The sequence below is a fragment of the Nocardia sp. 852002-20019_SCH5090214 genome, assembly GCF_001665865.1.
GTDB lineage: Bacteria > Actinomycetota > Actinomycetes > Mycobacteriales > Mycobacteriaceae > Nocardia > Nocardia nova.
Genome location: NZ_LZMK01000151.1, coordinates 1 through 26,198 on the forward strand (window position 1 = coordinate 1; position 26,198 = coordinate 26,198).

A 26,198-nucleotide genomic window follows, 5' to 3' on the forward strand; every position below is an offset into this window, starting at 1 on the left:
TACGCGTCGTCGGTCGGCGCGTATTCCCCTGCGCACCACGATGATCCCGTCGGCGAGGACTGGCCCACGGAGGGCTGGCCTCCGGCCGGGTACATGCGAGAGAAGGCCTACGTCGAGCGTCTACTCGATCTGTTCGAGAACGAGCATCCGGACCGGCGCGTGGTGCGGATGCGGCCCGCCTTCACGTTCCAGCAGGCCTCCGCGAGCCAGCAGCGCCGCCTGTTCGCGGGCCCGCTGGTTCCGGGCAGTGTGCTGCGCCCGCCGCTGATTCCGGTGCTGCCCGTGCCGGCGGGTCTGCGGCTGCAGGCGGTGCACGCCGACGACATCGGCAGCGCCTACAGTCTCGCCATCGTCGACCCGAGTGTGCACGGCCCCTTCAACCTCGCGGCCGATCCGGTGATCGACCGCGCGAAACTCGGCGTATTGTTCGATGCGCCAACGGTTTCCGTACCACCTGGGGCCGTGCGAGCCGCCTTGGCAGTCGGCTGGCGCCTGCGCCTGGTCCCCGCCCCGCCCGACCTGTTCGACGCGATGATGCGCCTGCCGATCATGGATACCACCCGGGCCAGGCGCGATCTGGGCTGGACGCCGCGCATCGACGCCGTGTCCGCCCTGCGCGAAGTCCTCACCGGTATGAGTCACGGATCCGGCGGCGCCACACCACCATTGGCGTCCGACGCCGGCGGGCGGCTGCGGGTGCGAGAATTCGCCTCCGGTGTCGGCGGCACCGACCCGGTCGACCGCTGGGGCGCGGACCTGTGAGCGTCCCCGCGCGCCCCGACCACACGCTGAACCACGCGTTTCGCCACCGCGTGGCACCGCGTGTTACTTGCTACGAGAGACCTTGCCCCGAAGCCGAGTGTCGCTCGTTCCGCCGTACTCCTCATAGTGATAGGTCGCCGAGACCACCCGGCTACTGCCGTCCTCACACTTCGGATCACGCAGGCGAGTAAACGCGAACCCGCTGCCGGTACCGGGCTGATGCAGCAGCAATTCGGTTGCCGGCGGACCCGACCGAAACGGCAGCTCGTCTCGGAACGACAGCGCGGTCGGCGGGGTGGTTTCGACGCTGCCCGTGCCGTTACGCAGAGTGACCAGGACCCCGAACACGTTGTCCGGCCCGTTCTTCGGCGGAGACCACTGTGTCGCGTCGCCCACATAGACGGTCGCCTGTCCCTCGTCCGTCCAGTCCGACACTTTCCTGCCGCAATGGGAGTTGGTGACGAGCCCGGCCAGGACACCGGACGGGGTGCCGCTGCCCGCGATCAGCGGCGGAATCGTGACCACCGCACCGACGAGAACGGCAACTGCCAGCGCCGCCCCGCCTCGCATCGAGGCGGAACGCGTCCGACCGGATCGGTTGCCGTACAGGTGCAAGAAGGCTGCCGTGAACGCTGCGGCAACGGCGAAGCACGCCGCGGCGACGCTCGTGTCGAGGCGTCCGGGTAGCTCCGGCTTGTAGTCGGACAAGGACAGCTCGGTTCCCACCCACTGAGCGAAGAAACTGGCGATCAGTCCACCCGCGATGGTGCCGCCAGGCGCGAACGGGTAGGGCAACAGCCCGAAAATGGCGGTGACGAACAGCACCGGGCTGATCACGAACAGGAACGGCCAATAGATCGAGAAGTTGACGGCGAATTGGCCACCCGCATCGAGATCCGGTCCCGAGAACAGTCCCCGCCCGATCGCCAGCCACGCCACAGCCAGCGCGCCGACGGCAATGATCTGCCCTGTGTACGCGAGACGGTTCAACCGATTCCACGATGCATCACGAGCAGACACCCGGTCACTATAGTGATTTCCCAAGCCGCAGCAGTGGGCGAATCGTCCCTTTCCCGTTCAGGAATCGAGCGCGCTGTCGGCGCGCCCGGGCACTTCGACCTCGTCCGGCGTCTTGTCCGGCCGCAAGCCGCGCCAGGACGGGTGGCGCAGGCGCCCGTCGCCGGTCCGCTCCGTGAACGACACCTCGCCCACCAGTTCGGGTTCCACCCAGATCGCGTCCTTCACCGGCGCCGCGACAGTGGGGGTCTGCCGCCGCAGCGGACGCAACCGGGCCTGGAGATCGTCGAGCATGGCCTGCGTGAAACCGGTCCCCACATTGCCGATGTAGACCAATTCCCCGGTCTCGTCGTGCACGCCCATGAGCAGTGAGCCGATGCGTCCCGCGCGACGGCCGGCGCCGGGCCGCCACCCGACGATGACGATCTCCTGATCGTTCACGTTCTTGACCTTGGTCCACAGCGGACTGCGCCGGCCCGGCAGATAGGGACTGTCGAGCCGCTTGCACACGATGCCCTCGAGCCCCAACCGTGCCGATTCGGCGAGCACATCGGCGCCGGTACCGGTCAGCCGCGGCGGGATGCGCCAGCTCGGGCCGCGCAGGCCGAGTTGTTCCAGCAGCCCGCGGCGTTGCTCGTACGGCAGGTCGATCAGCGGGCGGTCGCCGATGTGCAGCAGGTCGAAGATGAGGTAGGTGGCGGGTACCGAGCGCATCAGTGCGCGGATCATGGCCGGATTGCGCTGGTGCATCCGCGGTTGCAGGGCGGCGAAGGAGGTGCGGCCGTCGGCGGCGAAGGCGACGATTTCGCCGTCGACGACGATCGGCGGCACCGCGGGCGCGAGGTCGGCGAGCTCCGGCCAGGCGGCGGTGACATCGTTGCCGTTGCGCGAGATCAGCCGCAATTCCCGCTCGACGTAACCGATGGCGCGGATACCGTCGAATTTCACCTCGTACGCCCAGGCCGCACTGTCGGCGGGCAGAGCGCCGGCGGTCGCCAGCATCGCCGCGTATCGCGGCAATCCGCTCATGAGCGCCCACCTTTCGATTAATGGCTATTTCTCGGTTACTACCCTGAAATCCTCCTCTTACAGCGACGATGATGCTGACATTTCAGTCACGACCCGATCTCGCAACCCGCCGATTGACCAGCCGAACGGCAATTTCGTATGGTTGTGCGAGCGACGATTCGAGGAACCCGGTGAAAATCCGGGACGGTCGCGCCACTGTGAGCGTTTCGCCGGGCGGAATGTGAGTCAGATACTCGGATCGCGTGGTAACCACCATCGAGCGGGGACGCGCAATCCCCGGAGGAGAGTCACATGGCGACGTCCTATGTTCCCCGGTCCGGCCTGGAGTCGATTCGGCTCTCCATTCCCACGACGGCCCTGTGGCTGGGCGGCACCACGCTCCTGGCTCTGCTCGCCCTCTACTTCATCGGCATCGATCAGGGCGCGGTCTCGATCTTCGGAGACGATATGCACGTGCACGAATTCGTCCACGACGCACGGCATTTCCTCGGCTACCCCTGCCACTGACCGCGGGATCGAGCCCCCACAATGGAAAAACGAATCATCGCCCGCGGTGTGCTGGTCGGTGCGACCGGCGGGCTGGCGGCCTTCGTCTTCGCGCGGATCCTGGCCGAGCCGATCATCGATCGCGCCATCGACTACGAGGGCGGGCGCGACGCGGCGCACACGACACTCGAAGCGGCCGCAGGACATTCGATGGCCGGCATGGAAGAGAGCGAACTGTTCACCCGGTCGGTGCAGTCGACCATCGGCCTCGGCTTCGGCACGGTCGTCTTCGGCGCCGCGATGGGCGCGCTGTTCGCGGTGGTGTACTGCCTGTTCATGGGCCGTGTCGGCAGTTTGAGCCCGCGCAATCTCGCACTGTGCGTGGCGGGCGGCATGTTCGGCGTGCTGTACGCCGTGCCGTTCCTCAAATATCCGACCAATCCGCCCTCGATCGGCAATCCCGACACGATCGGGCAACGCACCGGTCTCTACCTGTCGATGGTGGTGATCGCCGCGGTCTGCGCGGTGGGCGCCGTGTGGCTGGGGCGGAAACTGCAAGCGCGCCTGGGCAATTGGACGGCGACCATCGCCGCGGGCCTGGCCTTCGTGGTGGTGGTGACCGCGATCGCGGCGTTGCTGCCCGCACTCGGGCATCTGGCCGCCAACCGGGCACCGGGCGACGCGGCCACCGAAACACCCGGGCCGCTCACCGATTCGAGCGGCCGGATCGTCTATCCGGGCTTCCCCGCCGACGATCTGTACTACTTCCGCTTCTATTCCCTTGCCGCGCAGGTCATTCTGTGGTCCGTGATCGGCGTGGGTTTCGCGACACTGGCGCCGCGGTTGTTCCGGCGCGCGGACGAATCGGCCGCGGCCGCGCCGGCAGCGGCGGTATGAGCGCGACCGTCACCCGGCTCACGTTGATCAGCCACGGCATGACCGAGGCGATGCGGACGGCCCGCTTCCCGGTCGATGAACCACTCGACGAGCTTCCCCGCGACGCCGCCTCCCCCACGGCGCCGCGGGCCGACCGGGTCCTGGCCGCGCCGGAACTGCGGACCGCCGCGACCGCCACCCTGCTGGGTCTGCGGGCGACCACCGAACCCGCCCTGCGCGATCTCGACTGCGGCGAGTGGGCGGGCAGGCAGATGGATTCTCTCGACCCGGCCGACCTGATGGCCTGGATGTCCGATCCCGCCTACCGCGACCACGGCGGTGAAGCGATCACCGACCTGCTCGAACGGGTGCGTGACTGGCTCGAATCGATGGTCGCCGACCGAAGCCGGATCGTCGCGATCACCCATCCCGCCGTCGTCCGCGCGAGTGTGCTCCTCGCCCTCGCCGCGCCGCCGGAATCGTTCTGGCGCATCGACATTCCGCCACTCAGCGCCACCACACTGCACGGCCGCGGCGCCGCCTGGACCGTGCGGCACACCGCGAATCCGCTGTGAGCGGGCAGGTGTGCACCCGGCCACCTCAGTGCGACGCCGGCTTCTTCCCGACCAGATCGGCGAGTACGGCCGCCTCGCTGATGTCGATCCGCTTGGTGGCCGACAACAGAGTGAGCATGCCGCGCCCGGCGAGTTCGCGGAGGTGGTCGAGGTCGCCGGCGCGTTCCGGACTTCGGAGCTCCTCGCGGTAGCGGCGACCGAACTCGTCGAATTTGGCGGGATCGTGCCCGTACCAGGTGCGCAACTCGGTCGAGGGTGCGATCGTTTTGCACCACTCGTCGAGGTGGGCGTTCTCCTTGCTCATCCCGCGCGGCCAGAGGCGATCGACCAGCACCCGCATTCCGTCGTCGGGATCGGGATCGTCGTAGATCCGCCGGACCTGAACCCGCGGTCGTGCACTCGCCATCGCGCTGCTCCCTTCGGTCGGCCGTATCGTCCGGCACCCGCGGCGCGGGATCGCCGGTCCCCCGCTTCCCGCATTCGAGGGTAGTCACGGGAGCGGCGTCTTTCGCCGGCTCGCCACGGCCGCTGCGCCCACCTCTGCCTACGCAGCCGTAGGTTACGGTAGCGTAGGTTGAATGAACGTCCCGACCTCGACCGCCGATCCCGTCGTTGCGCCCCCGTCGGTCGAATTCGACAATCGCGATGCCGTCTACGAGTACTACCGCACCCACCGCGCGCCCCGCACCCGCGCGCGCCTGTTCTACGCGATCACCGCGTATCGCAAACGTCCCACGGTCCGCTATGCGGACGGTGCCCGCGCGGCGATCCGGCAGCTGATTCGCGACAACCGCCGCATGATCATCGCGATCAACCATGTCAGCGTGGAAGATCCGCGCACGGTGGCCGCCTTCGCCTGGCGCAGCGTGTTCCGGCCGCGGATCGGCCATATCCGTGTGCTGGCCAAGGACGAACTGTTCACCGAGCCGGAGCAGCGGTCGCGCATCGACATCATGGGCGCCATCCCGGTGTTCCGCGGCAAGGACCACGGCCCACGCGCCGCCTACGCCGCCGGGCAGCAACTGATGGACGTCTGCGTCGGGCGCATGGTCGACGGTGACGACCTCGCGTTGTTCCCGGAGGGCACCTGCAACGAAACCGATCCGGCCCGCGTGCAGACCATCGGCACCGGCATCGGCCACATCGCCGCACGCGCCCGAAAGGCCGGGGCGGCACCGGTTTTCGTCTTCCTCGGCCTGACCTACGGCCCCGACGGCCGCGCCACGTTCTACCTCGACGAGCCGCTGCCGGATTTCCCGGATCGACCGGCCGAAATCACCCGGGTGGTCGGCAGCCGGATGCAGCGCGCACTCGACGGGGCGATCGCGGCCGTCCGGTAATTCGCTTCAACCGGCCGGCAGGGTGCGCACCCCCGACCCCGCGGCCACCGCACCCACCACCGCGCGGAAGAATTCGACATCGGTGGCGGGCGACCGCATGCCCACCGCCTCGAGCGCGTAGGCCTTGAAGGCTCGTGCCGCACGGGTCGGCACGTACTGCGTCGGCGAGGCCTGCGCGAACGATGTGTCGCGGTACTCCGTATCGCCCCAGAACCGGACATCGGTGCGTGCGCTGCCCAGATATCGGTGGGCCCACTCGCGCGCCGGTTCGCCGAGTGCGGACAGATCTCCGGCGACCGCGAAAGCATGCGGTATCGGCACCTGCCGCCGGCAGCGCAGCACACATCCGAGATCCAGGACGCCCAGCCCGAGAATCGTCAGCGGCCGGATGTCGCCGGGCGCATCGACCGCGACGGTGACCTCCCAGCCGGCGACCGCTCGGTCGAACAGCCAGCCGCCGGCGCGCGAGACGACCTCGACAGGATTGTCCGCGACCACGACCAGCTGATATCGCAGCGAGCGCCGGCCGGATTCGGCCACGGCGCATTCGCGCGGAGCTTCCGCCGCGTGGGCGTTCGTTGGGTACCGGTGCGACACAGCAGACATAGCACTTCCGTTCCGATCACAACCACCACTGCCTTCCCCCGCCTCGGGCGGCCCACATCGCCCGAGCAGAGACTAGTTTATTTTCCCCCAGCGGGAGAAAATATTGGCCGAACTCGTATCCATCCACCGGGCGTGTTGTCCGGACCCGCCGCCGGCAGCCGTAGCCTGAGAGGGGTGAGCGGCGGGAATACAACCGGGTCCGGGACTGGAATCGTGCAGACATCGCGGCGCGGCCGCGGGCGTCCGCCCCGGCTGAGCCGGGATCGCATCGTCGCGGCCGCCCGCGCGCTGCCGCCGGAAACACTCACCATGAAAGCGGTCGCCGACGCGCTGGGCGTCGACCGCAAATCGCTGAACTACTACGTCAGCGACCGCGACGGATTGCTGGAACTGGTCGCGCTGGACGCCTTCGAAACCGAGTTCCGCCGCTTGGCCCTGCCCGCCGAGGGCGATTGGCGGCAACTGCTGCGGCTGTTCGCCGCCGCGGTCGCCGAGGCCCTCACCCAGGTCGGCGTCTTGATCTCCTATGTGCGATTCGGTGGCCGAGGCGGCCTGTCGACGCTGGCGGCGATCGAGCGGATATTCCAGTCGCTGGTCGGCGCCGGATTCGAGCCGATGGAGGCCGGGCGCACGCTGCGACTGCTCGCCGATATCGCGTACTCGGCGGCGCGCGAGGCCGCGGAGGCGACCCGGGGCCACGTCGACATCCAGGCCGAACATGTCGCCCGGACCCTGAATTCGGAAGCGGGACAAGAGTTCCCACTCCTGCGCCAGGTCGCGACCACCCGCGAGAGCGCCGCGCGCGTCGGCGAGCAGTTCGAATTCGACCTCGAGCTCGTGATCGCCGGGCTGGAACGCAAGCTCGAGGCACGCGGCCGGGCCTGAGACTGCCGCACCCGCTGCGGGTGCTGGCCGAGAATCTGCGTGCCCGCCACACCAATCGCTACGACTACGCCGCCGACACCGACGACCGACCGGACGACGGAACTCGTTCGTACCGAACCGAATTCGAGTCCCGCTATTTCGAGACCGAACATCCGGTGGTGCACGTCCATCCCGAGACCGGTGAACGCGCCCTGCTGCTGGGCTGCTTCGTCAAGGAGATCGTCGGCCTGTCCACCGCCGAATCGCGCGCGCTGTTTCGCCTGTTCCAGGATCGGGTGACCCGGCTCGAGCACACCACCCGCTGGGATTGGGCGCCCGGCGATGTGGCGATCTGGGACAACCTCGCCACCCAGCACTACGCGATCGACGACTACGACGGCGCCGAACACCGCCGGCTCACCCGCATCACACTGGCCGGTGACATACCCGTCGGCGTCGACGGCCGGGCGAGCACGGTGATCGCCGGTGACGCGCAGGCCTATTCCCGCGTGGAGTCGCTCCCGCGAGCGGCGTGAACCGCGCGGCGTGCGGAACCGGAGCCGTACTGTCATTTAGTCTTTGACACACCGGCGTCCGGCGGCGGCGCGCGGACGGGTGCCGGCAGAGGGCTGACGATGGGAGTCCCGTGAACCTGTGGAATTACATCCGAGGGCGGGGTGACACTCTGGCCTTCCTCACCTATCAGCATGCGTCACTGGCGTTTCAGACGGTTCTCGTCGGCACGATCGTCGCCGTGCTCATCGCGATGGCGGTCTACCGGCTGCCGCTGCTGTCGCAGCTCTCGCTCACCTCGAGCCGGGTCGCGCTGACCATTCCGTCGCTCGCGCTGCTGGCGTTGCTGCTGGTGCCGTTCGGGCTGGGCGTCGTCCCGTCGTTCATCATGCTGGCGTTCTTCGCGGCGCTGCCGGTGATCGGCAACGCGATCGTCGGCTTGCGCTCGGTACCGGCCTCGGTGGTGGAATCCGCACGCGGAATCGGATTCTCCCGCACCCGCATCCTGCTCACCGTCGAACTGCCGATCGCGTGGCCGGTGATCCTGACCGGTATCCGGGTCTCCACGCAGATGATCGTCGGTGTCGCCGCCATCGTCGCCTACGTCCTGGGGCCGGGTCTGGGATCGCTGATCTTCAACGGCCTGTCGCGCCTCGGCGGCGCGAACGCCCTGGAGACGGCGGCCACGGGCACGATCCTCATCGTCATCGTGGCGCTGGTGTTCGACGCGCTACTCGTTCTGCTGGGCCGCCTCACCATCGCAAAAGGACTCTCATGACCGACGCTGTGACCGACCGGCCCGGACCGGCGACGCCGGAACGCAATGTCACCGGGGCCTCCATCGTCCTCGACTCGGTCGTGAAGCGGTACAAGGGCCAGGACAAGCCGGCCGTCGCCCGCCTCGACCTCGAGATCGAGGCCGGACAGATCGTCGCCTTCGTCGGCCCCTCCGGCTGCGGCAAGACGACCACGCTGAAGATGATCAACCGGCTGATCGAACCGACGGAGGGCCGCATCTTCATCGGCGGGCGCGACGTCACCAGCGAGGACCCGGACAAGCTCCGGCAGTCGATCGGGTACGTCATCCAATCCGGCGGCCTGTTCCCGCACTGGTCGGTGCGCAAGAACGTGGGCGCGATCCCGCGAGTGCTCGGCTGGGACAAGAAGCGGATCGCCGAGCGCACCGACTATCTGCTCGAACTCGTCGGCCTGGATCCCGGCGTCTTCGCCGACCGCCTGCCCAAGGACATGTCCGGCGGACAGCAGCAGCGGGTCGGTGTCGCGCGGGCGCTGGCCGCCGATCCCCCGGTGCTGCTGATGGACGAGCCGTTCGGCGCGGTCGACCCGATCACCCGGGTTCGCCTGCAGGACAGCCTGATCGCGATTCAGCACGAACTCGGCAAGACCATCGTCGTCGTCACCCACGATTTCGAGGAGGCCACCAAACTCGGCGACAAGGTGCTCATCCTGTCCGAGGGTGGGCACGTCGAGCAGTACGCGCGGCCCGAGGAGATCCTCACCGCACCGGCCACGCCGTTCGTGGAGGAATTCGTCGGATCCGGCGCCAAACTCGCCTATCTGACCGTGCAGCGGGTGCGCGACGTGGAGTGGGACGACGTGGTCACCGCCCGCATCGGGGAGCCGGCGCAGGCGGTGATCCAGCGCGCGCGGGCCGCCGGGCAGACCTGGGTGGTGGTCGTCGACGATGCCGGACGGCCACGGTCGTGGCCCTCGCTCACCGAACTGGCGAGCAAACCGGAGGTCTCGGACTACCTCGATCGGCGGTTGCCGGTCGTCGCTCGCTCCTCGACCCTCAACGACGCCCTCGACGCGATGCTGGCGGCCAGTCAGGGTGCGGCCCTGGTGACCGACGGACGCGGCGCGGTCGTCGGCTCGATCGGCATCGGCGCGGTGACCGAGACCATCCAGGCCGCACTCGCCGATGTGCGCTCCGAGGAACACGACACCTCGTACGAAACCTACGTCGACGGAACCGATCCCGCGCCCACGCCGGTGGTCGCCGCCGACGACGACGAACACGAATCGGCCGGGCAATCATGACCCGCCTGCGCCGGCTGCCGATGGACGTCTGGTTCGAGCCGCTGATCATCCTCGTCATCGGAATCGGCTACATCGTCTGGTATCGGTCGACCACATTCACCCCGACCGAACAGGCCTCGCTGGCCTGGTCCAACCTGCAGACCACGATCTGGTCGCATATCGAGCTGACCGTGGTGGCCACGGTGATCGTGGTCGTCGTCGCGATTCCGCTGGGTATCGCGCTGACCCGGCCCGCGCTGAAACGCCTGGAGCCGATCGCGGTCAACATCGCCAATATCGGCCAGGCGGCGCCGGCGGTCGGGCTGCTGGTGTTGTTCACCTTCTGGCTGGGCACCGGATTCCGTACGGCGGTCGTCGGTTTGGTGGTGTACGCAATTCTGCCGATCCTGCAGAACACCATCATCGGCCTGCGGCAGGTGGATCAGCGCACCATCGAGGCCTCGCGCGGGATCGGGTTCTCCGCCACCCGCACCCTGGTCCGAGTCGAGTTACCGCTCGCGGTGCCGGTGATCCTCAACGGGGTGCGCACCGCCCTGGTGATCCTGGTCGGCACCGCGACCCTGAGCACCTTCATCGGCGCCACCAGCCTCGGCACGCTGATCACCACGGGCGTCACGCTGTTCCTGCCGAAACTGCTCGTGTCCGGAGCGATCCTGGTCGGACTGCTGGCGTTGATCATCGACTGGCTGGGCAGACTCGTCGAACTGGCCGCGACCCCGCGAGGTGTGTCATGAGATCGGCACGGGCACTGGCGGTGTGCGCGACCGTCCTCGCGGTGTCGATACTCGGCGGATGCGGTCTGGTGAGCTCGTCGGGAACCTTTCACGACGCGAGCCTGCCCGGCGGGCAGCGACCGCTCGACGGCGCGAAACTCGTGGTGACGTCGAAGAGTTTCACCGAGGGCGTGCTGCTGGGCAAGATCACCGCGACCTATCTGGCCGCGGCCGGTGCGAAGGTCACCGACCTGACCGGCGCACCGGGTTCGGCGTCGTCGCGGCAGGCTCAGCTCAACGGCGACGCCGACATCCTGTGGGAGTACACCGGCACCGGCTGGGTCAACTACCACAACGAAACCGAGACGATCTCCGATCCGCAGGAACTCTGGCAGCGCGTGCACGACATCGAGAAGCGCGAGCACAATCTGGAGTGGCTGCCACCGGCGAATTTCAACGACACCTACGCGTTCGGTGTGTCCACGCCGACCGCGCAACGGCTGGGGGTGAAGTCGCTGTCGGATGTGGCAGCCTTGCCGGTGCGCGAGCGCACGTTCTGTGTCGACGACGAATTCTTCAGTCGCGCCGACGGTTTCATTCCGATGTTGCAGAAATACGGCATCCCCTACAACGATCCGAACGGCGTGCCCACCGGCAACGTCACCCGGATGGACGCCGGCGTCGTCTACACCGCCACGGCCAAGAGCTCGCCGTGCAATTTCGGCATGATCTACACCACCGACGGCCGGGTGAAGAATCTGAATCTCGTCGTGCTCGACGACGACAAGAAATTCTTCCTGCCCTACAGCGGCGCCGCCGTCGTGCGCGGTGAGATCCTGGACCGCTACCCGCAGTTGCGACAGCTGCTGGGTACGATTTCCGAACGCCTGACCAATGATCTGATGCAGGAACTCAACGGCCGCGTCGATATCGACGGCGAGGATCCCGCCGACGTCGCCTACGACTGGTTGAAGAGCGAAAAGCTCATCGAGTAGCTCATGGGGTCGACATCTCCCGCGCCGCCTGTGCGGCCGCCAGCCGCGGAATGATGCCGCCGGCCAGGACCGTTTCCACCTGCCGGTCCGAAAGCCGGTGCCGCAGCGGGATATCCACATTCGCGGTGACATCGTGGGCGGTGATCGCGGAACCGGCGGTGAGTGCCGAACGCAGCCCCTCGATGCGCAGCACGTCGCCCACTCCGATGCGGTCGTAATCGGCGGGATCGGCGAATTCGAGCGCGACGATGCCGAAATTGGCCAGATTCTGCCAGTGGATGCGCGCATACGATTTCGCGATCACCGCCCGCAACCCGAGATACCTCGGCGCGATCGCGGCGTGTTCCCGGGACGAGCCCTGCCCGTAGTTGTCTCCGCCCACGATGACATGCCCGGTGGTGGCGGAGATATCGGCCGCACGCCGCGGATAGTCCGGATCGATGCGGGTGAAAGCGAATTCGGCGAGTTTCGGAATATTCGAGCGGAACGGCAGCGCCCGCGCTCCGGCCGGGGAGATGTCGTCGGTGGAGATGTTGTCGCCGACCACCAGCAGGACCGGCGCCTCGATCACGTCGGGCAGCGGATCGAAATCCGGCAGCGCGGAGATGTTGGGGCCCTTCACCAATTCCACCGTGCGCGCCTGCGCCACCGGCAGCGGCGGCACGAGCATCGCGGTGTTGACCGACGCCTGTGCGGGCAGATTCAGCACCGGATAGTCGAGGCCCAGCTCGTCGGCCAGATCGCGCGGATCGGTGATCGTCCCGGTCAGCGCCGATGCGGCGGCGGTCTCCGGGGAGCACAACCACACCGCGTCCTCGTCGGTGCCCGAGCGCCCCGGGAAGTTACGCGGCATGGTGCGCAACGAATTGCGGCCCACGGCCGGCGCCTGCCCCATACCGATGCACCCCATACATCCGGACTGATGGATGCGCGCACCGGCGCGGATCAGTTCGAAGGTGGCGCCCATCTTGGTCAGGTCCTCGAAGATCTCGCGCGAGGACGGGTTGACGTCGAAGCTGACGTCGCTGTGGGTCTGGCGGCCGGAGACGATGGCGGCGGCCATCGCGAAATCACGCAGCCCGGGGTTGGCCGAGGATCCGATCACCACCTGTGCCACCGGCTCGCCGGCGACCTCGCGCACCGGCACCACATCCCCGGGGGAGGACGGCCTGGCGATCAGCGGCTCGATCGTGGACAGATCGATGTGCTCGTCGACGTCGTAGGTCGCGCCCTCGTCGGCCCGCAGTTCGGCGAAGTCGCCGGCGCGGTCCTCGGCGCGCAGGAAGTCGCGCACCGCGTCGTCGGCGGGAAAGACCGTGGTGGTGGCGCCGAGTTCGGCGCCCATATTCGCGATCACGTGCCGGTCCATCGCCGTGAGGGTCGCCAGACCGGGGCCGTGATATTCCACGATCCGGTTCAGCCCGCCCTTGACACCGTGGCGGCGCAACATTTCCAGGATCACGTCCTTGGCCGAACACCAGGGCGGCAGCTCACCGGTCAGTTCGACGCCCCAGATCTGCGGCATGGTGATGTAGAGCGGCTCACCGGCCATGGCGAGCGCGACCTCGAGACCGCCGACGCCGATCGCGAGCATGCCCAGCGATCCGCCGGCCGGCGTATGGGAATCCGAGCCGACCATCGTCGCGCCGGGTCTGCCGAAACGCTGCATATGGGTGGGATGCGAAACCCCGTTGCCCGGCTTCGAGAACCACAGCCCGTAGCGACGGCAGGCCGACAGCAGAAATTCGTGATCCTGGGCGTTCTTGTCGTCGGTCTGCAACAGATTGTGGTCGACGTACTGGGCGCTGAGCTCGGTGCGCACCCGGTCGAGGCCGAGTGCCTCGAGTTCCTGCATCACCAGGGTGCCGGTGGCGTCCTGGGTGAGGGTCTGGTCGATACGCAGCGCGATCTCCTCCCCCGGATGCATTCGCCCCGACACCAGGTGGGAGCCGATCAATTTCTGCGCGACGTTGCGGGGGCCGTCCCCGCGGATCTCCTGATCGGTCATCTGCCCTCCTCTGCGCCGGTCCTGGCGGGATCGCCGGATTCGGGCGCGGTCGTTGGTGCGATGTCCCTTCCAGGATGCGCCGATCCCCGCCGGCTCGCCGCCGTTTCGCCGCCCGCCCCTAAACCCGGCGCGCCCGCGGAGCGCGGTGACCGCGATGCCCCGACGTCGGCGAGCGCTGCGCGGGAACGTCCTGCAGCAATCCGTTCAGCCGCGCCCGCGCCGGAACACCTTGCCGGTCAACGGGTCTCGTTCGGTGAGGCAGTACACCCCGCCCACCGGGTCGTTCATCACCAGCCACTGCGCACCGCGCCGCACACGCCGGGCGCCGAGGGATTCGTGCCAGGCCGCCACCGCCTCGGCATCGGCGCAGGCGATATCGATATGGGCGCCCGGCTCCCGGTCGGCGTCCAAGCGCTGCAGCAGGATTCGGATCGGCAATCGCGCCGGCACGAGCAGCCGGGCGAACTCGGACCGGCCGGTGCGCCGCACGGGCCAGCCGGTGAGCGCGGACCAGAAGGCGGCCTCGCCGTCGTAGCCCGACGGCGGAATGTCGAAACAGAGCTGATCGACGCGGCTGAGGGTGCCGTCCGGCCCGGCCACCGGCGCCGGGATATGCCGCCCGTCACCGGTGGTCAGGCAGAACGGCAGGCCGTGCGGTGAACGCACGAGCGACCAGGTGTCGTGATCGGCGACCAGGGTCGCGCCGAGATCGCGCGCCGCGCGGCGGGCCCGGTCGAGATCGACGACATCGATGTCGAGATGGGCGCCCCCGTCCGCGCCGACCGCCTGCGCCGCCTGGTAGGCGTCGCCGGTCGCCGGGTCGAGGGTCGCGAACTCGGCGTGTTCACCCTGGCGAGCCGACAACCGGGTGCCGGTGACCGCCGACCAGAAGGCGAACGCCTCGTCGAAACGTGCGGCGGGCCGGTCGATGTACATCCAGCTCCAGCGAATCATGCACTCCTCCAGGCTCGTCGGACGGATCAGGCGGGCCGGAAGGGCGGGGTCGCGAGCTCACCGGCGAACACATCGGGCAGATCACGCTCGACGCTGTCGGGGAACTGCGCGGGCCGCTTCTCGAGGAACGCCGAGACGCCCTCGCGGGCATCGGCACTGGCACCGCGCTGGTTGATACCGCGCGATTCGACGCGATGCGAGATCATCGGATGTTCGGCGCCGAGGCCGCGCCACAGCATCTGCCGCGACAGCGCCACCGACACCGGCGCCGAATGCTCGGTGAGCCGTCGCGCCAGTGCCCGGGCCTGGTCCAGCAGATCGGCAACCGGATGCAAGGCGTAGAACAGACCCGCGTCCAAGGCCTCGTCGGCCTCGACCAGCCGGCCGGAGTACACCCAGTCCAACGCGGTCTGCATGGGCACCAGGCGGGGCAGGAACCAGCTCGAACAGGATTCCGGCACGATGCCGCGCCGATTGAAGACGAATCCGATCCGCGCGGTGTCGGCGGCGAGCCGGAAGTCCGCGGCCAGGGTCATCGTGATGCCCACGCCGACGGCGGGTCCGTTGACCGCGGCGATGATCGGCTTCTGCGATTCGAACATCCGCAGCGCCACCTCACCACCGCCGTCACGGAAGGTGTCGGTCGCCTCGGCGGCGAAGGTTTCGGCTCCGGCCGACAGATCCGCACCCGCGCAGAACGCGCGTCCCGCCCCGGTCACGATGATCGCGCGCACCCGGTCGTCGCGGTCGAAGTCGTCGAAGGCGGCGATCAGTTCCTCGCCCATCGCGGTGGTGAAGGCGTTGAGCTGTTGCGGGCGATCGAGCGTGATCGTGGCGATGGAGTCGGAGATTTCCCAGCGGATGTCGGCCATATCGGACAGCATGCCAGCAGCCCCGGGCGGTGACCATCCCCGTCACCGGGCCCCGCCCGGCACCGCGCGCGAATCCCGTTGCGCCGCCTGCTCCTTCGACGCGCGCGCCGCACGGCCCGAACGGCGCCTGCCGAACGGGCGGGCGAGCGGTCTCGGCCACCGGCATCCGCGCAGGCCGAGCCTATACTTGACATGCCAGCGCGACGGGCTCCGCGACAAGCAGTACAGACGGAAACGGTTCCGATGGCCGACAAGGATTCCATGGCGACCCAGCGCGACCGCTCCCTGGTGATCGACGACGGTCTGCGAGCGGCCGGGTTCGCCGATGCCCACATCATCGGACGGGGCGGATTCGGCGTGGTGTATCGCTGCCGCGAACTCGCACTGGGCCGCATCGTCGCGGTGAAGGTGCTCAGCGCCGCAGCCGATTTCGGCGACGAGAGTGTCGAACGATTCCTCCGCGAGCAGCGGGCCATGGGCGGGCTGCCGGAACATCCCAATATCGTCGCGATCCTGCAGGTCGGCACGACCGGCGACGGACGGCCCTATCTGGTGATGCCGTATCACCCGAGGGGCTCGCTGGAACAGCGGATCCAGCACGGCGGGCCGCTGGATATCACGACCGCGCTGCGCATTTCGGTGAAGCTGTCCGGTGCGCTGGAGACCGTGCACCGGGCGGGGATCCTGCATCGAGACATCAAGCCGGGCAACGTTCTTCTCACCGACTACGGCGAACCACAGTTGACCGATTTCGGCATCGCCCGGGTGGAGGGCGGCTTCCGCACCACCACCGGAGTGGTCACGGCGTCACCGGCGTTCACCGCTCCCGAGGTCCTGCGCGACGGCACCCCGTCGGTCGCCTCCGACATCTACAGTCTGGGCGCCACGCTGTTCTGCATGCTCACCGGCCACGCCGCCTACCAGCGCCGCTCCGGTGAACGACTGGTCGCCCAGTTCCTGCGCATCACCGAGGAACCGATTCCCGACCTGCGCCCCGGCGGCATCCCCGACGACATCTGCGAACTCATCGAGGAGAGTATGGCCGCCGATCCGGGCGGGCGCCCGGTCTCCGCGATGGAATTCGGTGAGCGAGCGCAGCAGCTGCAACGTCACCGCGGACTGCGCGTGGACGAGATGGCGATCCCGACACCGGAGATTCCGGCGGCCGAACCCGCGCCCGCCGATCGCGTCGGAGAACCGACCCGACTCGGCCTGCTTCCCCCGGCCGACCTGGTGACGACACCACCGACCGCCGAAACCAAATTCCATCCCGCGCTCTCCCCGCGCCCGCTGGTGCGCCGTCCCCGCCTGCTGGACTCGATGGATCCCGAGCGCTGGCCGCGCCTGATCGTCGTGCACGCGCCTGCCGGTTTCGGCAAGAGCACGCTCGCCGCGCAGTGGGCGCAGCGGATGGTGAATCGCGGGGTCGCCGCATGCTGGCTCAACATCGACGACGACGACAACAACGCGGTCTGGTTCCTGCTGCATCTGATCGAAGCCGTCGGCCGGGCGCGACCCGCCCTGACCACCGAACTGCTGCGCGTGGTCGAGGAACACGGCAACGATGTGATGCGCTACGTGCTGACCACGCTGATCAACCGCATCCACGCCGACGGTGAGCGGCTCGTGATGATCATCGAGGACTGGCATCGCGTCACCGATGCCGATACCACCGCCGCGCTGCGTTTCCTGCTCGACAACGCCTGCCACCATCTGCAACTGCTGATCACCAGCCGCGAGATGATCGGACTACCGCTCTCGGCCATCCGGGTGCGCGACGAGCTGATCGAAATCGACTCCGCCGCCCTGCGTTTCGACGAGTCCGAGACGGCGGACTTCCTGACCCGGGTGGGCGGGCTCGCACTGGACGACGCCGATATCGACCGGCTGCGGACCGGCACCGACGGCTGGGTCGCCGGGCTGCAACTGGCGTCGATCTCGCTGCGCGGCCGCGCGGACCCCGGTTCCGCGATCGCCACCATGTCCGGACGGCACCAGGCGATCAGCGAATATCTGACCGACAACGTGCTCGACGCACTCGAGCCCGGATTGCTGACCGCACTGCTGGAAACCGCTGTCACCGAGAAGATCTGCGGACCGCTCGCCGCGGCGCTGACCGGACGGCCGCAGGGACGGGCGCTGCTCGAGGACATCGAGCGGCGGGACCTATTCCTGCGCCGCCTCGACGACGACGGCGAATGGTTCCGCTATCACACGTTGTTCTCCGATTTCCTGCGGCAGCGGCTGGAGCGCGACCATCCCGAACGCGTGCCGCGGCTGCACCGTCGCGCCGCCGAATGGTTCGCCGCCAACGACATGCTCAGCGAGGCGATCGACCATGCGATGGCAGCCGGGGAACCCGAGCGGGCGGTGGCGCTGGTCTCCGCCCACGCTCGCGAACTCGTGCAGCATTCGCATCTGGCCACCCTGGCGGCACTGGCGGCGAAACTGCCCGTCACCGACGCGGCGGCCGACCCGACCCTGCAGATCGCGCTGGCCTGGGCGGCGGTGTTGTTGCGCCGGCCGAGCCGCATGCACACCGCACTGCAGTTGGCGCTGGCCGCCGATTCGGCGAAACAGCCTCCGGGACATCGGAAATCCGATCTGGCGGTCGAGGCGTCGATTCTGTGCGGAGTGGAGGCGGCGCTCGCCGATCACCTCGACGGCCTCGAGGACACCGTCGAGCAGAGTCGCGCCCGCGCCGATTCGCTGCCGCCGTTCGTATTGGCTGCGGCGGCCAACCTGGGCGCCTTCGCCGCGCTGCACCGATTCGACTTCGACCGTGTCCACGAATGGCACCGGTGGGGCCGGATCTATTTCCGCGACATCACCGGAGCGCTGAGCATCATGTACAGCCACTGCTTCGCGGGGATGGCGGCGCGTGAGCAACTCGCCGAGGAGGCGGCCGAGGAGCATTTCCGCACGGCGCTGCATCTGGCGCGCACCACGACCGGGGAGAGTTCCTTCACCGCCCGCCTGGCCTCGGCCGCACTCGGCGATTTCCTCTACGACCGCGGCGAGATCGCGGAGGCGCACCAGCTGCTCGACGTCGCGGTGGAATTCGGATTCGAGGGCGGCACAGTCGATTTCCTGACCGGGGTCTACGGCACCGGTGCGCGGATCGAGGCGCTGCGCGGGGATCGCGCGGCCGCGCAGCGACTGCTCGCCTCCGGCGCCGAGGTCGCCACCGCACACGCCCTCCCGCGACTGTCGGCACGGATCGAACTCGAGCGGATTCGGCTGGGGATCGGTGAAATCGTGCCCGGCGAGCCGGCCGGCGCCCGCGCAGCGGAGGACGGCGTGGCCACGACGATTCGTGAACTCACCGAGGAAGCGGCCGTCCGGTGGCTGCTGCGGGTCGACCCCGAACGGGCGCCGCACCGCGCCGATGCCCTGCGACAGTCGATCGACGCCGCCGCGCGCCCGCGCGCCGCCCTGTGCGCCACACTGTTGTCCGCGAATTGTCTCGAGACGGTGGGCCGGTCGGAGGAGGCGGAGGCGGTTCTCGCGCCGGCCCTGCGCCGCTGCGTCGAAGTGGGGCTGGTGCGCCCGCTGCTCGACGAGGGCCCGGCACTGCTCGCCGTCGTCCGGCGACTCTCCGCCGGCACGGCGCGAAATACCCTGGGACAGAACGTGATAGCGCTCCCGCGGGCCGTCCTCGACCACCTCGGGTGAATCGGTGACCGGTCAGGAAGGCACGTCGGTGCGAGTCACGGTCAGTCCCGCAGCCCGCGCCAGCCCGGCGAACACCACGGCGTCGTGGACGGCCGCGCCGCCCGGATCGTTGTTGAAGTACACGTAACCGTCGGCGGGACCGAAGGTGTCCGCCAGCCGATGCGCCCATGCGGTCAGGGCGCGCCGGCCGTACCGGGGTTGCGGCCGCGCCAATCCGGAGTGCAGACGCAGATACGACCAGTCGGTGGTGCGCCACAGCGGCGTCACCGGGCGCGAGCGCGCATCCGCCCAGCACAGTGCCGCGCCGCGTTCCTCCAGTACGGTGCGGATGCGCGGTGTCCACCACGACTCGTGGCGCGGTTCGACGGCCACGCGCACGGTCGCGGGGAACTGTCGCAGACAGTCGTCGAGCAGGCCCGCGTCCGCCCGCAGGGTCGGCGGCAGTTGCACCAGGATCGGCCCCAGCCGGTCGCCCAGTCCCGCGGCGTGATCGAGGAGCCGCTGCACCGGCTCGGCCGGCTCGCGGAGGCGTTTGACGTGGGTGAGGAAGCGGCTGGCCTTCACGGCCACGACGAAATCCTCGGGTGTGCGTTCCCGCCAGGCCGCGAAGACCTCACGACTGGGCAACCGGTAGAAGGCGTTGTTGCTCTCGACGGTCGCGAAGGCGGCCGCATACCGTTCCAGCCACAGCCGCTGCGGCACGCCCGGCGGGTAGAGCACTCCGCGCCAGTCGCGGTACTGCCAGCCGGAAGTCCCGACGAACAGGGTCACATCGTCCATCGAACCAGACTCGTCCCGGCTCCGCTCGGACCCGGACGGGCACCGCGCCTATGACGATCGTTATAGTCGGTGGGCCGAGGCCGCCGAGGCCGCACGCATGAGACAAGGAGTACCCGCTCGTGAATCCGACCGATATCGGCACCCACCCGTTCGATCTCGCCACCGCGCCCGCGCCCGCCGGTGCGGGCCGCTATCTGGGCCGCACCACGGCGGAGTACTCGAATATGGTCGGCCCCTTCGGCGGAGTCACCGCGGCCACCGCCTTGCGCGCGGTCCTCGACGATCCGCGGTGCGCGGCCGAACCGGTGTCGATCACCGTCAATTACGCGGGCGCCATCGCCGACGGCCCGTTCACGATCGAGAGCACGCCGGTCCGGACCAACCGCAGCACCCAGCACTGGCTGCTGACGCTGGCCCAGGACGACGCGGTGACCACCACCGCGACCGTCGTCTGCGGTGCCCGGCGGCCCACCTGGTCCGATACCGAGATCGAACCGCCCGCCGCGCCGCCCGCCGAATCGGTGGCCGTGGCGCAACCGCCGGAGTTCCCGGTGTGGATGCGCAACTACGAGATGCGATTCGTCGAAGGCGACGGGCCGATCGCGTCGGATCCGCGGGAACAACCGACCTCCACGACCACGCTCTGGGTGCGAGACCTCCCGGCTCGCCCGGTGGACTTTCCGGCGGTGACGGCCCTGGCCGACGTCTTCATCCCGCGGGTGATGGTGCGGCAGGGCCGGATGGTCGCCGCCAGTACCGTCTCGCTCACCGTCTACTTCCACGCCGATGCGGCCGCTCTCGCCGCCCACGGCGACCGTCCGGTGCTCGCCACCGCGCGGGGACAGCATTTCGGCGGCGGCTATTTCGATCAGTCCGCACAACTGTGGGGCGCCGGCGACAGGCCGCTGGCCACCACGCATCAGCTGGTCTACTTCAAGGACTGAACCGGCATCGCGACGGGCCGCAGCGGGTATGCCCTGAGCATGCAGTGGTTCACGGCGCCCGAGTACTGGTTCGCGCGCGAGGTGTTCCAACGCGGCCTCGCGGTCGTCTATGTGATCGCGTTCGTGGGCGCCGCGCGGCAGTTCCGGGCGCTCATCGGCGCCGGGGGCATGCTGCCGGTGCCCGCCTTCCTGGCCCGGTCGTCGTTCCGGGGCTCGCCGAGCATCTTCCATCTGCACTATTCGGACCGGTTCTTCGCCGGTGTCTCCTGGGCCGGTGCGGCGCTGGCGGTGGCACTGGCGGCGGGGGCGGGCGATCAGGTGCCGCTGTGGGCGGCGATGCTGCTGTGGCTGGCGGCGTGGGTCCTGTATCTGTCGATCGTCAACGTGGGCCAGGCCTGGTATTCGTTCGGCTGGGAATCGCTGCTGCTGGAGACGGGATTTCTGGCGGTCTTTCTCGGCAACGGTCACACCGCGCCACCCATTCTCGTGCTGTGGCTGGCGCGCTGGCTGCTGTTCCGGGTGGAGTTCGGCGCGGGGTTGATCAAACTGCGCGGCGACCCCTGCTGGCGCGATCTGACCTGCCTGTACTACCACCACGAAACCCAGCCCATGCCCGGCCCGCTGAGCTGGCTGTTCCACCACCTGCCCAAACCGCTGCACCGCGTGGAGGTGGCCGCGAACCACATCGCCCAGCTGGTCGTGCCGTTCGCGCTGTTCACCCCGCAGCCGATCGCGAGTGTCGCCGCGGCCGTCGTCGTGATCACCCAGCTGTGGCTGGTCGCCTCGGGCAATTTCGCCTGGCTCAACTGGTTGACGATCCTGCTGGCCTGTACCGCGATCGACGCCCGCTCGGCCGCGACCGTTCTGCCGCTACCCGCTCAGCCCGCCTTCGCGGATCCGCCGATATGGTTCGTCGCGGTGGTCTGCGCCTTCACGGCCGCGGTGGCCGTTCTCAGCTATTGGCCGATACGCAATCTGTTGTCCGGGCACCAGCGAATGAACGCCAGCTTCAATCGGTACCACCTGGTCAACACCTACGGCGCGTTCGGGCGGATCGAGCGCCGGCGATGGGAACTGGTGGTCGAGGGCACCCACGACCGGCACATCACCGAGCAAACCCGTTGGGAGGAATACGATTTCAAGGGTAAGCCCGGCGATCCGCATCGGCTGCCCCGCCAATGGGCGCCCTACCATCTGCGCCTGGACTGGCTGATGTGGTTCGCCGCCATCTCCCCGATCTACGCCCGCTCCTGGCTGGGCCCGTTCCTGCGGCGGCTGCTGATCAACGACCCGGCCACCCTGCACCTGTTGCGGCACAACCCTTTCCCGGACCTCCCGCCGGCCCATGTGCGAGTGCGCCAGTACCTCTACCGATTCAGCACCCGGGAAGAGCTGCGCCGCGACCATGTGTGGTGGCACCGCGACGCGGTCGGCGACTACGTGCCGCCCACCGCCCTCGCCTCCCCGCGGATCCGGCACGGTTGAGTCGTCCGGACGCCGATCAGGTCAGAACGGAGCGCTGCCCAACCCCGACGTATTCGCCGAGTGGGCGGATCAACGCATTCGAGGCGCCCTGTTCGATGATGTGCGCGGCCCAGCCGGTGATCCGGCTCATCACGAAGATCGGCGTGAAGGTCTCGATGTCGAATCCGAGCAGGTAATACGCCGGGCCGGTGGGAAAGTCGAGATTCGGCGCGATCCCGGTGGCCTCGGCCATCGTGCGTTCGAGTATCTCGTATATGCGCACCCACCGGCCGCCGTCGGTGGCAGCGGCGATATCGAGCAATGCCCGCTTCATCGTCGGCACCCGGGAATCGCCGTGCTTGTAGACCCGGTGGCCGAATCCCATCACCTTGTCCTTGTCCGCCAGCTTCTTCCGCAACCATGCTTCGGCTCGCTCGGGCTCGCCGATCTCGAGCATGTCGCGCATGACGGCCTCGTTCGCCCCGCCGTGCAGCGGCCCCTTCAACGCGCCGATGGCGGCGGTGACCGCGCTGTAGATATCCGACTGCGTCGAGGTCACCACGCGCGCGGCGAACGTCGAGGCGTTGAAACTGTGCTCCGCGTAGAGAATCAGCGAGACTTCGAACGCTTTCACCAGCTCCGGCGCCGGCACGGTCCCGAAACACATGTTCAGGAAATTCTGCGCGTATCCCAGATGCGAATGCGGCGTGATCGGATCGAGTCCGTGCCGACGGCGATGGTCGGCGGCCACGATGGTCGGCAGCACCGCCAGCATGCGTAACGCTTTGGCGCGGTTGGATTTCGGCGAATTGTCGTCCTCGAGCGGATCCTCGGCGCCGAGGTAGCTGATCGCGGTGCGCACCACATCCATCGGATGGCAGGTGTCGGGCAGTTTCGTCACCAGCGACAGCAGCGACCGATCGGCCCGTCGCGCCGCGCGTTCCTGCTGGCAGAACCGTTCCAGCTGAGCGTCGTTCGGCAGTTCGCCGTACCACAGCAGATAGGCGACCTGTTCGAAAGTGCAGTGCGCCGTTAGATCCTGGACGGCATATCCGCGGTAGGTCAGCGAATTCGTTTCCGGCACCACCTTGGAAATCGCGGTGGTGTCGACGACGACGCCCGCCAGGCCCTTGTTGATCGCCGGAGTCGCGGACTTCGTCATCACTGGTTCCTTCCGAGAGTGAAAGTGAATATGTCGGAATCGAATTCGTTGTAGCGCTCGTATCGCAGCAGTTCGTAGAGGCGGCTGCGATGTTGCATCCGATCCAGCAGTCCCGCCTGGGTGCCGGTCTCGTGGATTTCGCGCAATCCGGTCTCAGCCGCCCACATCGCCAGGCGCAAAGTGGAGACCGGATAGATCACCGCGTTGTAGCCGATCGATTCCAGGGTCCGCGCCGGCAACAGTTCGGATTTTCCGAACTCGGTCATATTGGCCAGCAGCGGAATCGAGACCGCGGCCCGGAATTTCTCGAAGTCGGCCGCGCCGCTCAATGCCTCGGTGAAAATCAGGTCGGCCCCGGCGTCGGCGTAGGCGCGGGCCCGTTCGATCGCCGCGTCGATGCCCTCGATCCCGGCGGCGTCGGTACGCGCGCAGATGACGAAATTCGGATCACGCCGCGCCGAGACCGCCGCACGCACGCGGCGCACCATCTCGTCGGTGGGCACTACCGCCTTGCCGTCGAGGTGGCCACAACGCTTGGGATTCACCTGGTCTTCCAAGTGACAGCCCGCGAGGCCGGCCTCCTCGAGCAGCGCCACCGTGCGGGCGGCGTTCATCGGTTCCCCGAAGCCGGTATCGGCGTCGACGAGCACCGGCAGATCGGTCACCCGGGCCACCTGAGCGCCGCGGCTCGCGACCTCGGTCAGTGTGGTCAGCCCGATATCGGGCAGCCCCAGTTCCGCCGACACCACCGCCCCCGAGACATAGACACCTTCGAACCCGATGTCCTGAATCAGCTTGGCCACCAAGGGATTGAAGGCGCCGGGGAATCGCTGGATCGACCCCGACGCGAGTCCGGCGCGGAAGGCGACGCGTTTGTCGGCGGCGGAGGTGGCGGCGGCGAGCAGTCCGGTCATCGGAACAATCCCTTCGACAGTTTCGGGGCGCGGGCGAGCACCTCGTCGGACACCGTGAACGTCAGTTGCGGCAGTTCGTCCGCCGACAGCGAGCCCGCCCGCTGCGCGACGTCGAGGAATCGATCCTGTTCGGCCGCGTCGACGATGCCCTCGGCGAGCGTGCGGAATTTGGCGATGTACTGCTCGCGGGCGAACGGCCGCGCGCCGAGCGGGTGGGCGTCGGCGACCGCGAGTTCGTCGACGATCACCTCACCGCTGGTCAGCGTGACCTCGGCGCGGGCGCCGAAGGCCTTCTCGGCGGGATCGGTGGAGTGGTAGCGGCGGGTCCATTCCGGGTCCTCGGCGGTGGAGATCTTGCGCCACAGCTCGATCGTGTCGGGCCGGCGGGCACGGTCGGGCGTGTAGGAACGCTCGTGATGCCAGGTCCCGTCCTGGAGGGCGACCGCGAAGATGTACATGACCGAGTGGTCGAGGGTCTCCCGCGACGCCTCGGGATCGAATTTCTGCGGATCGTGGGAACCGGTGCCGATCACCACGTGGGTGTGGTGGCTGGTGTGCAGCACGATCGAGGCCACCCGGCCGAGGTCCCCGATGCGGTCGCGCATCCGCCGGGCCAGATCGATCGGCGCCTGGCTCTGATATTCGGCCGAATGCTCCTTGGTGTAGGAGTCGAGGATCGCTCGTTTGGGCTCGCCCGGACCCGGCAGCGGTACCGAATACTCGGCGTCGGGCCCGGCCAGCAACCGGGCGATCACCCCGTCCTCGCCCTCCCAGATGGGCGCGGGCGCACCCTCGCCGCGCATCGCCCGGTCGACGGCTTCGATCGCCATCTTGCCCGCGAAGGCCGGCGCGTAGGCCTTCCAGCTGGAGATCTCACCCTTGCGGGACTGCCGGGTCGCGGTGGTGGTGTGCAGCGCCTGACCGATGGCCTGATAGATCGTCTCGGTATCGAGGCCGAGCGCCGTACCGATTCCGGCGGCGGCCGAAGGGCCCAGATGCGCGACGTGGTCGATCTTGTGTTCGTGCAGGCACATCGCCCGCGCCAGATCGATCTGGATCTCGTAGCCGGTGGCCAGGCCGCGGATCAGATCACGGCCGCTGCGTCCGGCATGGTGGGCGGCGGCCAGAATCGGCGGAATGTTGTCGCCCGGATGAGAATATTCGGCGGCGAGAAAGGTGTCGTGGAAGTCGAGTTCGCGCACCGCGACGCCGTTGGCCCACGCGGCCCACTCCGGGGAATACGTGCCGGGAACGCCGAATACCGGGGCACCGGGCCGATACGGGTGCGCCAGTGCCTGCGCGCGGGCGTCGGCCACCGCACGCCGGGTGATCGATGCGGCGGCGACGGCGGCGTTGTCGATGATCCGGTTGACGATCATCTCTTCGGTCTCCGGCGCCACCGCGACCGGATCCGTGGCGACCTCGGCGATGCGCCACGCCAGGTGTTCGGCCCGCGGGAACACCTCGGCGGAGCGGTGCGTGCGAACGAGGTGATTCTTCACAGTCGGGACCTCCCGAGAACGTCGGTGAATCGCATGATTCGGACGCTACTCAGGACGGGTACCCGTCGAAATACGTTGCAACTGCC

At 68.5% G+C, this 26,198-nt stretch carries 24 protein-coding genes, 1 pseudogene and 1 riboswitch; of the genes and pseudogenes, 14 read left to right on the plus strand and 11 right to left on the minus strand.

Annotation, left to right across the window (positions count from 1 at the left end):
* Nucleotides 1-762, plus strand: a 762-nt coding sequence (locus A5780_RS40885) for a hypothetical protein (RefSeq protein ID WP_064908510.1), incomplete at its 5' end; no start/stop codon positions are given.
* Between the two features lie 63 nt (nt 763-825).
* On the opposite strand, the gene A5780_RS12520 is transcribed toward A5780_RS40885, so the two are convergent.
* Together A5780_RS12520 and ligD are read right to left on the minus strand one after the other, a co-directional pair.
* On the minus strand, nt 826-1,782 hold the full coding sequence (locus tag A5780_RS12520; RefSeq protein ID WP_156769478.1) for a hypothetical protein: 957 nt from the start codon (nt 1,780-1,782) through the stop codon (nt 826-828).
* Nucleotides 1,783-1,839: 57 nt separating this feature from the next.
* The gene (gene ligD, locus A5780_RS12525) at nt 1,840-2,808 is read right to left on the minus strand and encodes a non-homologous end-joining DNA ligase (RefSeq protein WP_064908512.1); all 969 of its coding nucleotides are present in this window, start codon (nt 2,806-2,808) and stop codon (nt 1,840-1,842) included.
* A 113-nt stretch (nt 2,809-2,921) separates the two neighbouring features.
* A riboswitch (cobalamin riboswitch) is annotated at nt 2,922-3,065 on the plus strand.
* 34 nt (nt 3,066-3,099) lie between these two features.
* Between ligD and A5780_RS12530 the strand changes: the two genes are divergently transcribed.
* Genes A5780_RS12530 through A5780_RS12540 form a run of 3 tightly spaced genes read left to right on the plus strand, consistent with a single transcriptional unit; the run spans nt 3,100 to nt 4,745 of the window.
* Nucleotides 3,100-3,315, plus strand: a complete 216-nt coding sequence (locus A5780_RS12530; RefSeq protein ID WP_030513821.1) for a CbtB-domain containing protein — start codon at nt 3,100-3,102, stop codon at nt 3,313-3,315.
* 21 nt (nt 3,316-3,336) lie between these two features.
* Nucleotides 3,337-4,191 carry a CbtA family protein gene (locus A5780_RS12535; RefSeq protein ID WP_064908513.1) on the plus strand — a complete coding sequence of 285 codons (855 nt, stop codon included), beginning with the start codon at nt 3,337-3,339 and terminating at the stop codon, nt 4,189-4,191.
* Entirely contained in the window at nt 4,188-4,745 is a 558-nt protein-coding gene (locus tag A5780_RS12540; protein WP_064908514.1) for a histidine phosphatase family protein, read from the plus strand. The genes A5780_RS12535 and A5780_RS12540 overlap by 4 nt, the downstream gene beginning before the upstream one ends.
* A gap of 25 nt (nt 4,746-4,770) precedes the next feature.
* On the opposite strand, the gene A5780_RS12545 is transcribed toward A5780_RS12540, so the two are convergent.
* Nucleotides 4,771-5,151 carry a DUF488 domain-containing protein gene (locus tag A5780_RS12545; RefSeq protein WP_064901244.1) on the minus strand — a complete coding sequence of 127 codons (381 nt, stop codon included), beginning with the start codon at nt 5,149-5,151 and terminating at the stop codon, nt 4,771-4,773.
* A 172-nt stretch (nt 5,152-5,323) separates the two neighbouring features.
* On the opposite strand from A5780_RS12545, the gene A5780_RS12550 reads away from it, so the two are divergent.
* Entirely contained in the window at nt 5,324-6,085 is a 762-nt protein-coding gene (locus tag A5780_RS12550; protein ID WP_063015549.1) for a 1-acyl-sn-glycerol-3-phosphate acyltransferase, read from the plus strand.
* Between the two features lie 6 nt (nt 6,086-6,091).
* On the opposite strand, the gene A5780_RS40890 is transcribed toward A5780_RS12550, so the two are convergent.
* A complete protein-coding gene (locus tag A5780_RS40890; RefSeq protein ID WP_169812422.1) occupies nt 6,092-6,691 on the minus strand; it encodes a hypothetical protein in 600 nt (199 codons plus the stop codon).
* Between the two features lie 213 nt (nt 6,692-6,904).
* Between A5780_RS40890 and A5780_RS40895 the strand changes: the two genes are divergently transcribed.
* The 6 genes and pseudogenes from A5780_RS40895 (at nt 6,905) to A5780_RS12585 (ending at nt 11,837) form a co-directional block, all read left to right on the plus strand.
* Nucleotides 6,905-7,576, plus strand: a complete 672-nt coding sequence (locus tag A5780_RS40895) for a TetR/AcrR family transcriptional regulator C-terminal domain-containing protein (protein WP_063910822.1) — start codon at nt 6,905-6,907, stop codon at nt 7,574-7,576.
* Nucleotides 7,577-7,578: 2 nt separating this feature from the next.
* Nucleotides 7,579-8,091: pseudogene (locus tag A5780_RS12565) on the plus strand (TauD/TfdA dioxygenase family protein); the annotation flags it as partial.
* 110 nt (nt 8,092-8,201) lie between these two features.
* Nucleotides 8,202-8,846, plus strand: a complete 645-nt coding sequence (locus tag A5780_RS12570) for an ABC transporter permease (protein WP_063015547.1) — start codon at nt 8,202-8,204, stop codon at nt 8,844-8,846.
* Nucleotides 8,843-10,129 carry an ATP-binding cassette domain-containing protein gene (locus A5780_RS12575; protein WP_063015546.1) on the plus strand — a complete coding sequence of 429 codons (1,287 nt, stop codon included), beginning with the start codon at nt 8,843-8,845 and terminating at the stop codon, nt 10,127-10,129. Before A5780_RS12570 ends, A5780_RS12575 begins: the two co-directional genes overlap by 4 nt.
* The gene (locus tag A5780_RS12580; protein ID WP_030513812.1) at nt 10,126-10,863 is read left to right on the plus strand and encodes an ABC transporter permease; all 738 of its coding nucleotides are present in this window, start codon (nt 10,126-10,128) and stop codon (nt 10,861-10,863) included. The genes A5780_RS12575 and A5780_RS12580 overlap by 4 nt, the downstream gene beginning before the upstream one ends.
* Entirely contained in the window at nt 10,860-11,837 is a 978-nt protein-coding gene (locus A5780_RS12585) for a glycine betaine ABC transporter substrate-binding protein (protein ID WP_063015545.1), read from the plus strand. Before A5780_RS12580 ends, A5780_RS12585 begins: the two co-directional genes overlap by 4 nt.
* A 1-nt stretch (nt 11,838) precedes the next feature.
* Here A5780_RS12585 and A5780_RS12590 read toward each other — a convergent pair whose 3' ends face one another.
* The 3 genes from A5780_RS12590 to A5780_RS12600 all read right to left on the minus strand — a co-directional run bounded on the left by A5780_RS12590 (nt 11,839) and on the right by A5780_RS12600 (nt 15,671).
* Complete coding sequence (locus A5780_RS12590) at nt 11,839-13,845, minus strand: aconitate hydratase (RefSeq protein ID WP_064908515.1); 2,007 nt, start codon at nt 13,843-13,845, stop codon at nt 11,839-11,841.
* A gap of 204 nt (nt 13,846-14,049) precedes the next feature.
* Nucleotides 14,050-14,799: a VOC family protein gene (locus A5780_RS12595; protein WP_064901254.1), complete on the minus strand. Its 750-nt coding sequence runs from the start codon at nt 14,797-14,799 to the stop codon at nt 14,050-14,052.
* A 26-nt stretch (nt 14,800-14,825) separates the two neighbouring features.
* Nucleotides 14,826-15,671, minus strand: coding sequence for a crotonase/enoyl-CoA hydratase family protein (locus A5780_RS12600; protein ID WP_063015585.1), 846 nt, complete (start codon nt 15,669-15,671; stop codon nt 14,826-14,828).
* Nucleotides 15,672-15,914: 243 nt separating this feature from the next.
* On the opposite strand from A5780_RS12600, the gene A5780_RS12605 reads away from it, so the two are divergent.
* Entirely contained in the window at nt 15,915-19,346 is a 3,432-nt protein-coding gene (locus tag A5780_RS12605; protein ID WP_064908516.1) for a serine/threonine-protein kinase, read from the plus strand.
* 12 nt (nt 19,347-19,358) lie between these two features.
* Here the strand turns inward: A5780_RS12605 and A5780_RS12610 are convergent, their stop codons facing one another.
* Nucleotides 19,359-20,117 (minus strand): DUF72 domain-containing protein, encoded by a 759-nt coding sequence (locus A5780_RS12610; RefSeq protein WP_063015584.1) that lies wholly within the window; start codon nt 20,115-20,117, stop codon nt 19,359-19,361.
* Nucleotides 20,118-20,245: 128 nt separating this feature from the next.
* Between A5780_RS12610 and A5780_RS12615 the strand changes: the two genes are divergently transcribed.
* Both A5780_RS12615 and A5780_RS12620 read left to right on the plus strand, forming a co-directional pair.
* On the plus strand, nt 20,246-21,070 hold the full coding sequence (locus A5780_RS12615; RefSeq protein ID WP_064908517.1) for an acyl-CoA thioesterase II: 825 nt from the start codon (nt 20,246-20,248) through the stop codon (nt 21,068-21,070).
* Between the two features lie 39 nt (nt 21,071-21,109).
* Nucleotides 21,110-22,555 carry a lipase maturation factor family protein gene (locus tag A5780_RS12620; protein ID WP_064908518.1) on the plus strand — a complete coding sequence of 482 codons (1,446 nt, stop codon included), beginning with the start codon at nt 21,110-21,112 and terminating at the stop codon, nt 22,553-22,555.
* 16 nt (nt 22,556-22,571) lie between these two features.
* Here the strand turns inward: A5780_RS12620 and A5780_RS12625 are convergent, their stop codons facing one another.
* Genes A5780_RS12625 through prpD form a run of 3 tightly spaced genes read right to left on the minus strand, consistent with a single transcriptional unit; the run spans nt 22,572 to nt 26,112 of the window.
* On the minus strand, nt 22,572-23,696 hold the full coding sequence (locus A5780_RS12625) for a bifunctional 2-methylcitrate synthase/citrate synthase (protein ID WP_064908519.1): 1,125 nt from the start codon (nt 23,694-23,696) through the stop codon (nt 22,572-22,574).
* Nucleotides 23,696-24,610: a methylisocitrate lyase gene (gene prpB / locus A5780_RS12630; RefSeq protein ID WP_064908520.1), complete on the minus strand. Its 915-nt coding sequence runs from the start codon at nt 24,608-24,610 to the stop codon at nt 23,696-23,698. Before prpB ends, A5780_RS12625 begins: the two co-directional genes overlap by 1 nt.
* Nucleotides 24,607-26,112 (minus strand): 2-methylcitrate dehydratase PrpD, encoded by a 1,506-nt coding sequence (gene prpD / locus A5780_RS12635; protein WP_064908521.1) that lies wholly within the window; start codon nt 26,110-26,112, stop codon nt 24,607-24,609. Before prpD ends, prpB begins: the two co-directional genes overlap by 4 nt.
* Nucleotides 26,113-26,198: the final 86 nt, after the last annotated feature.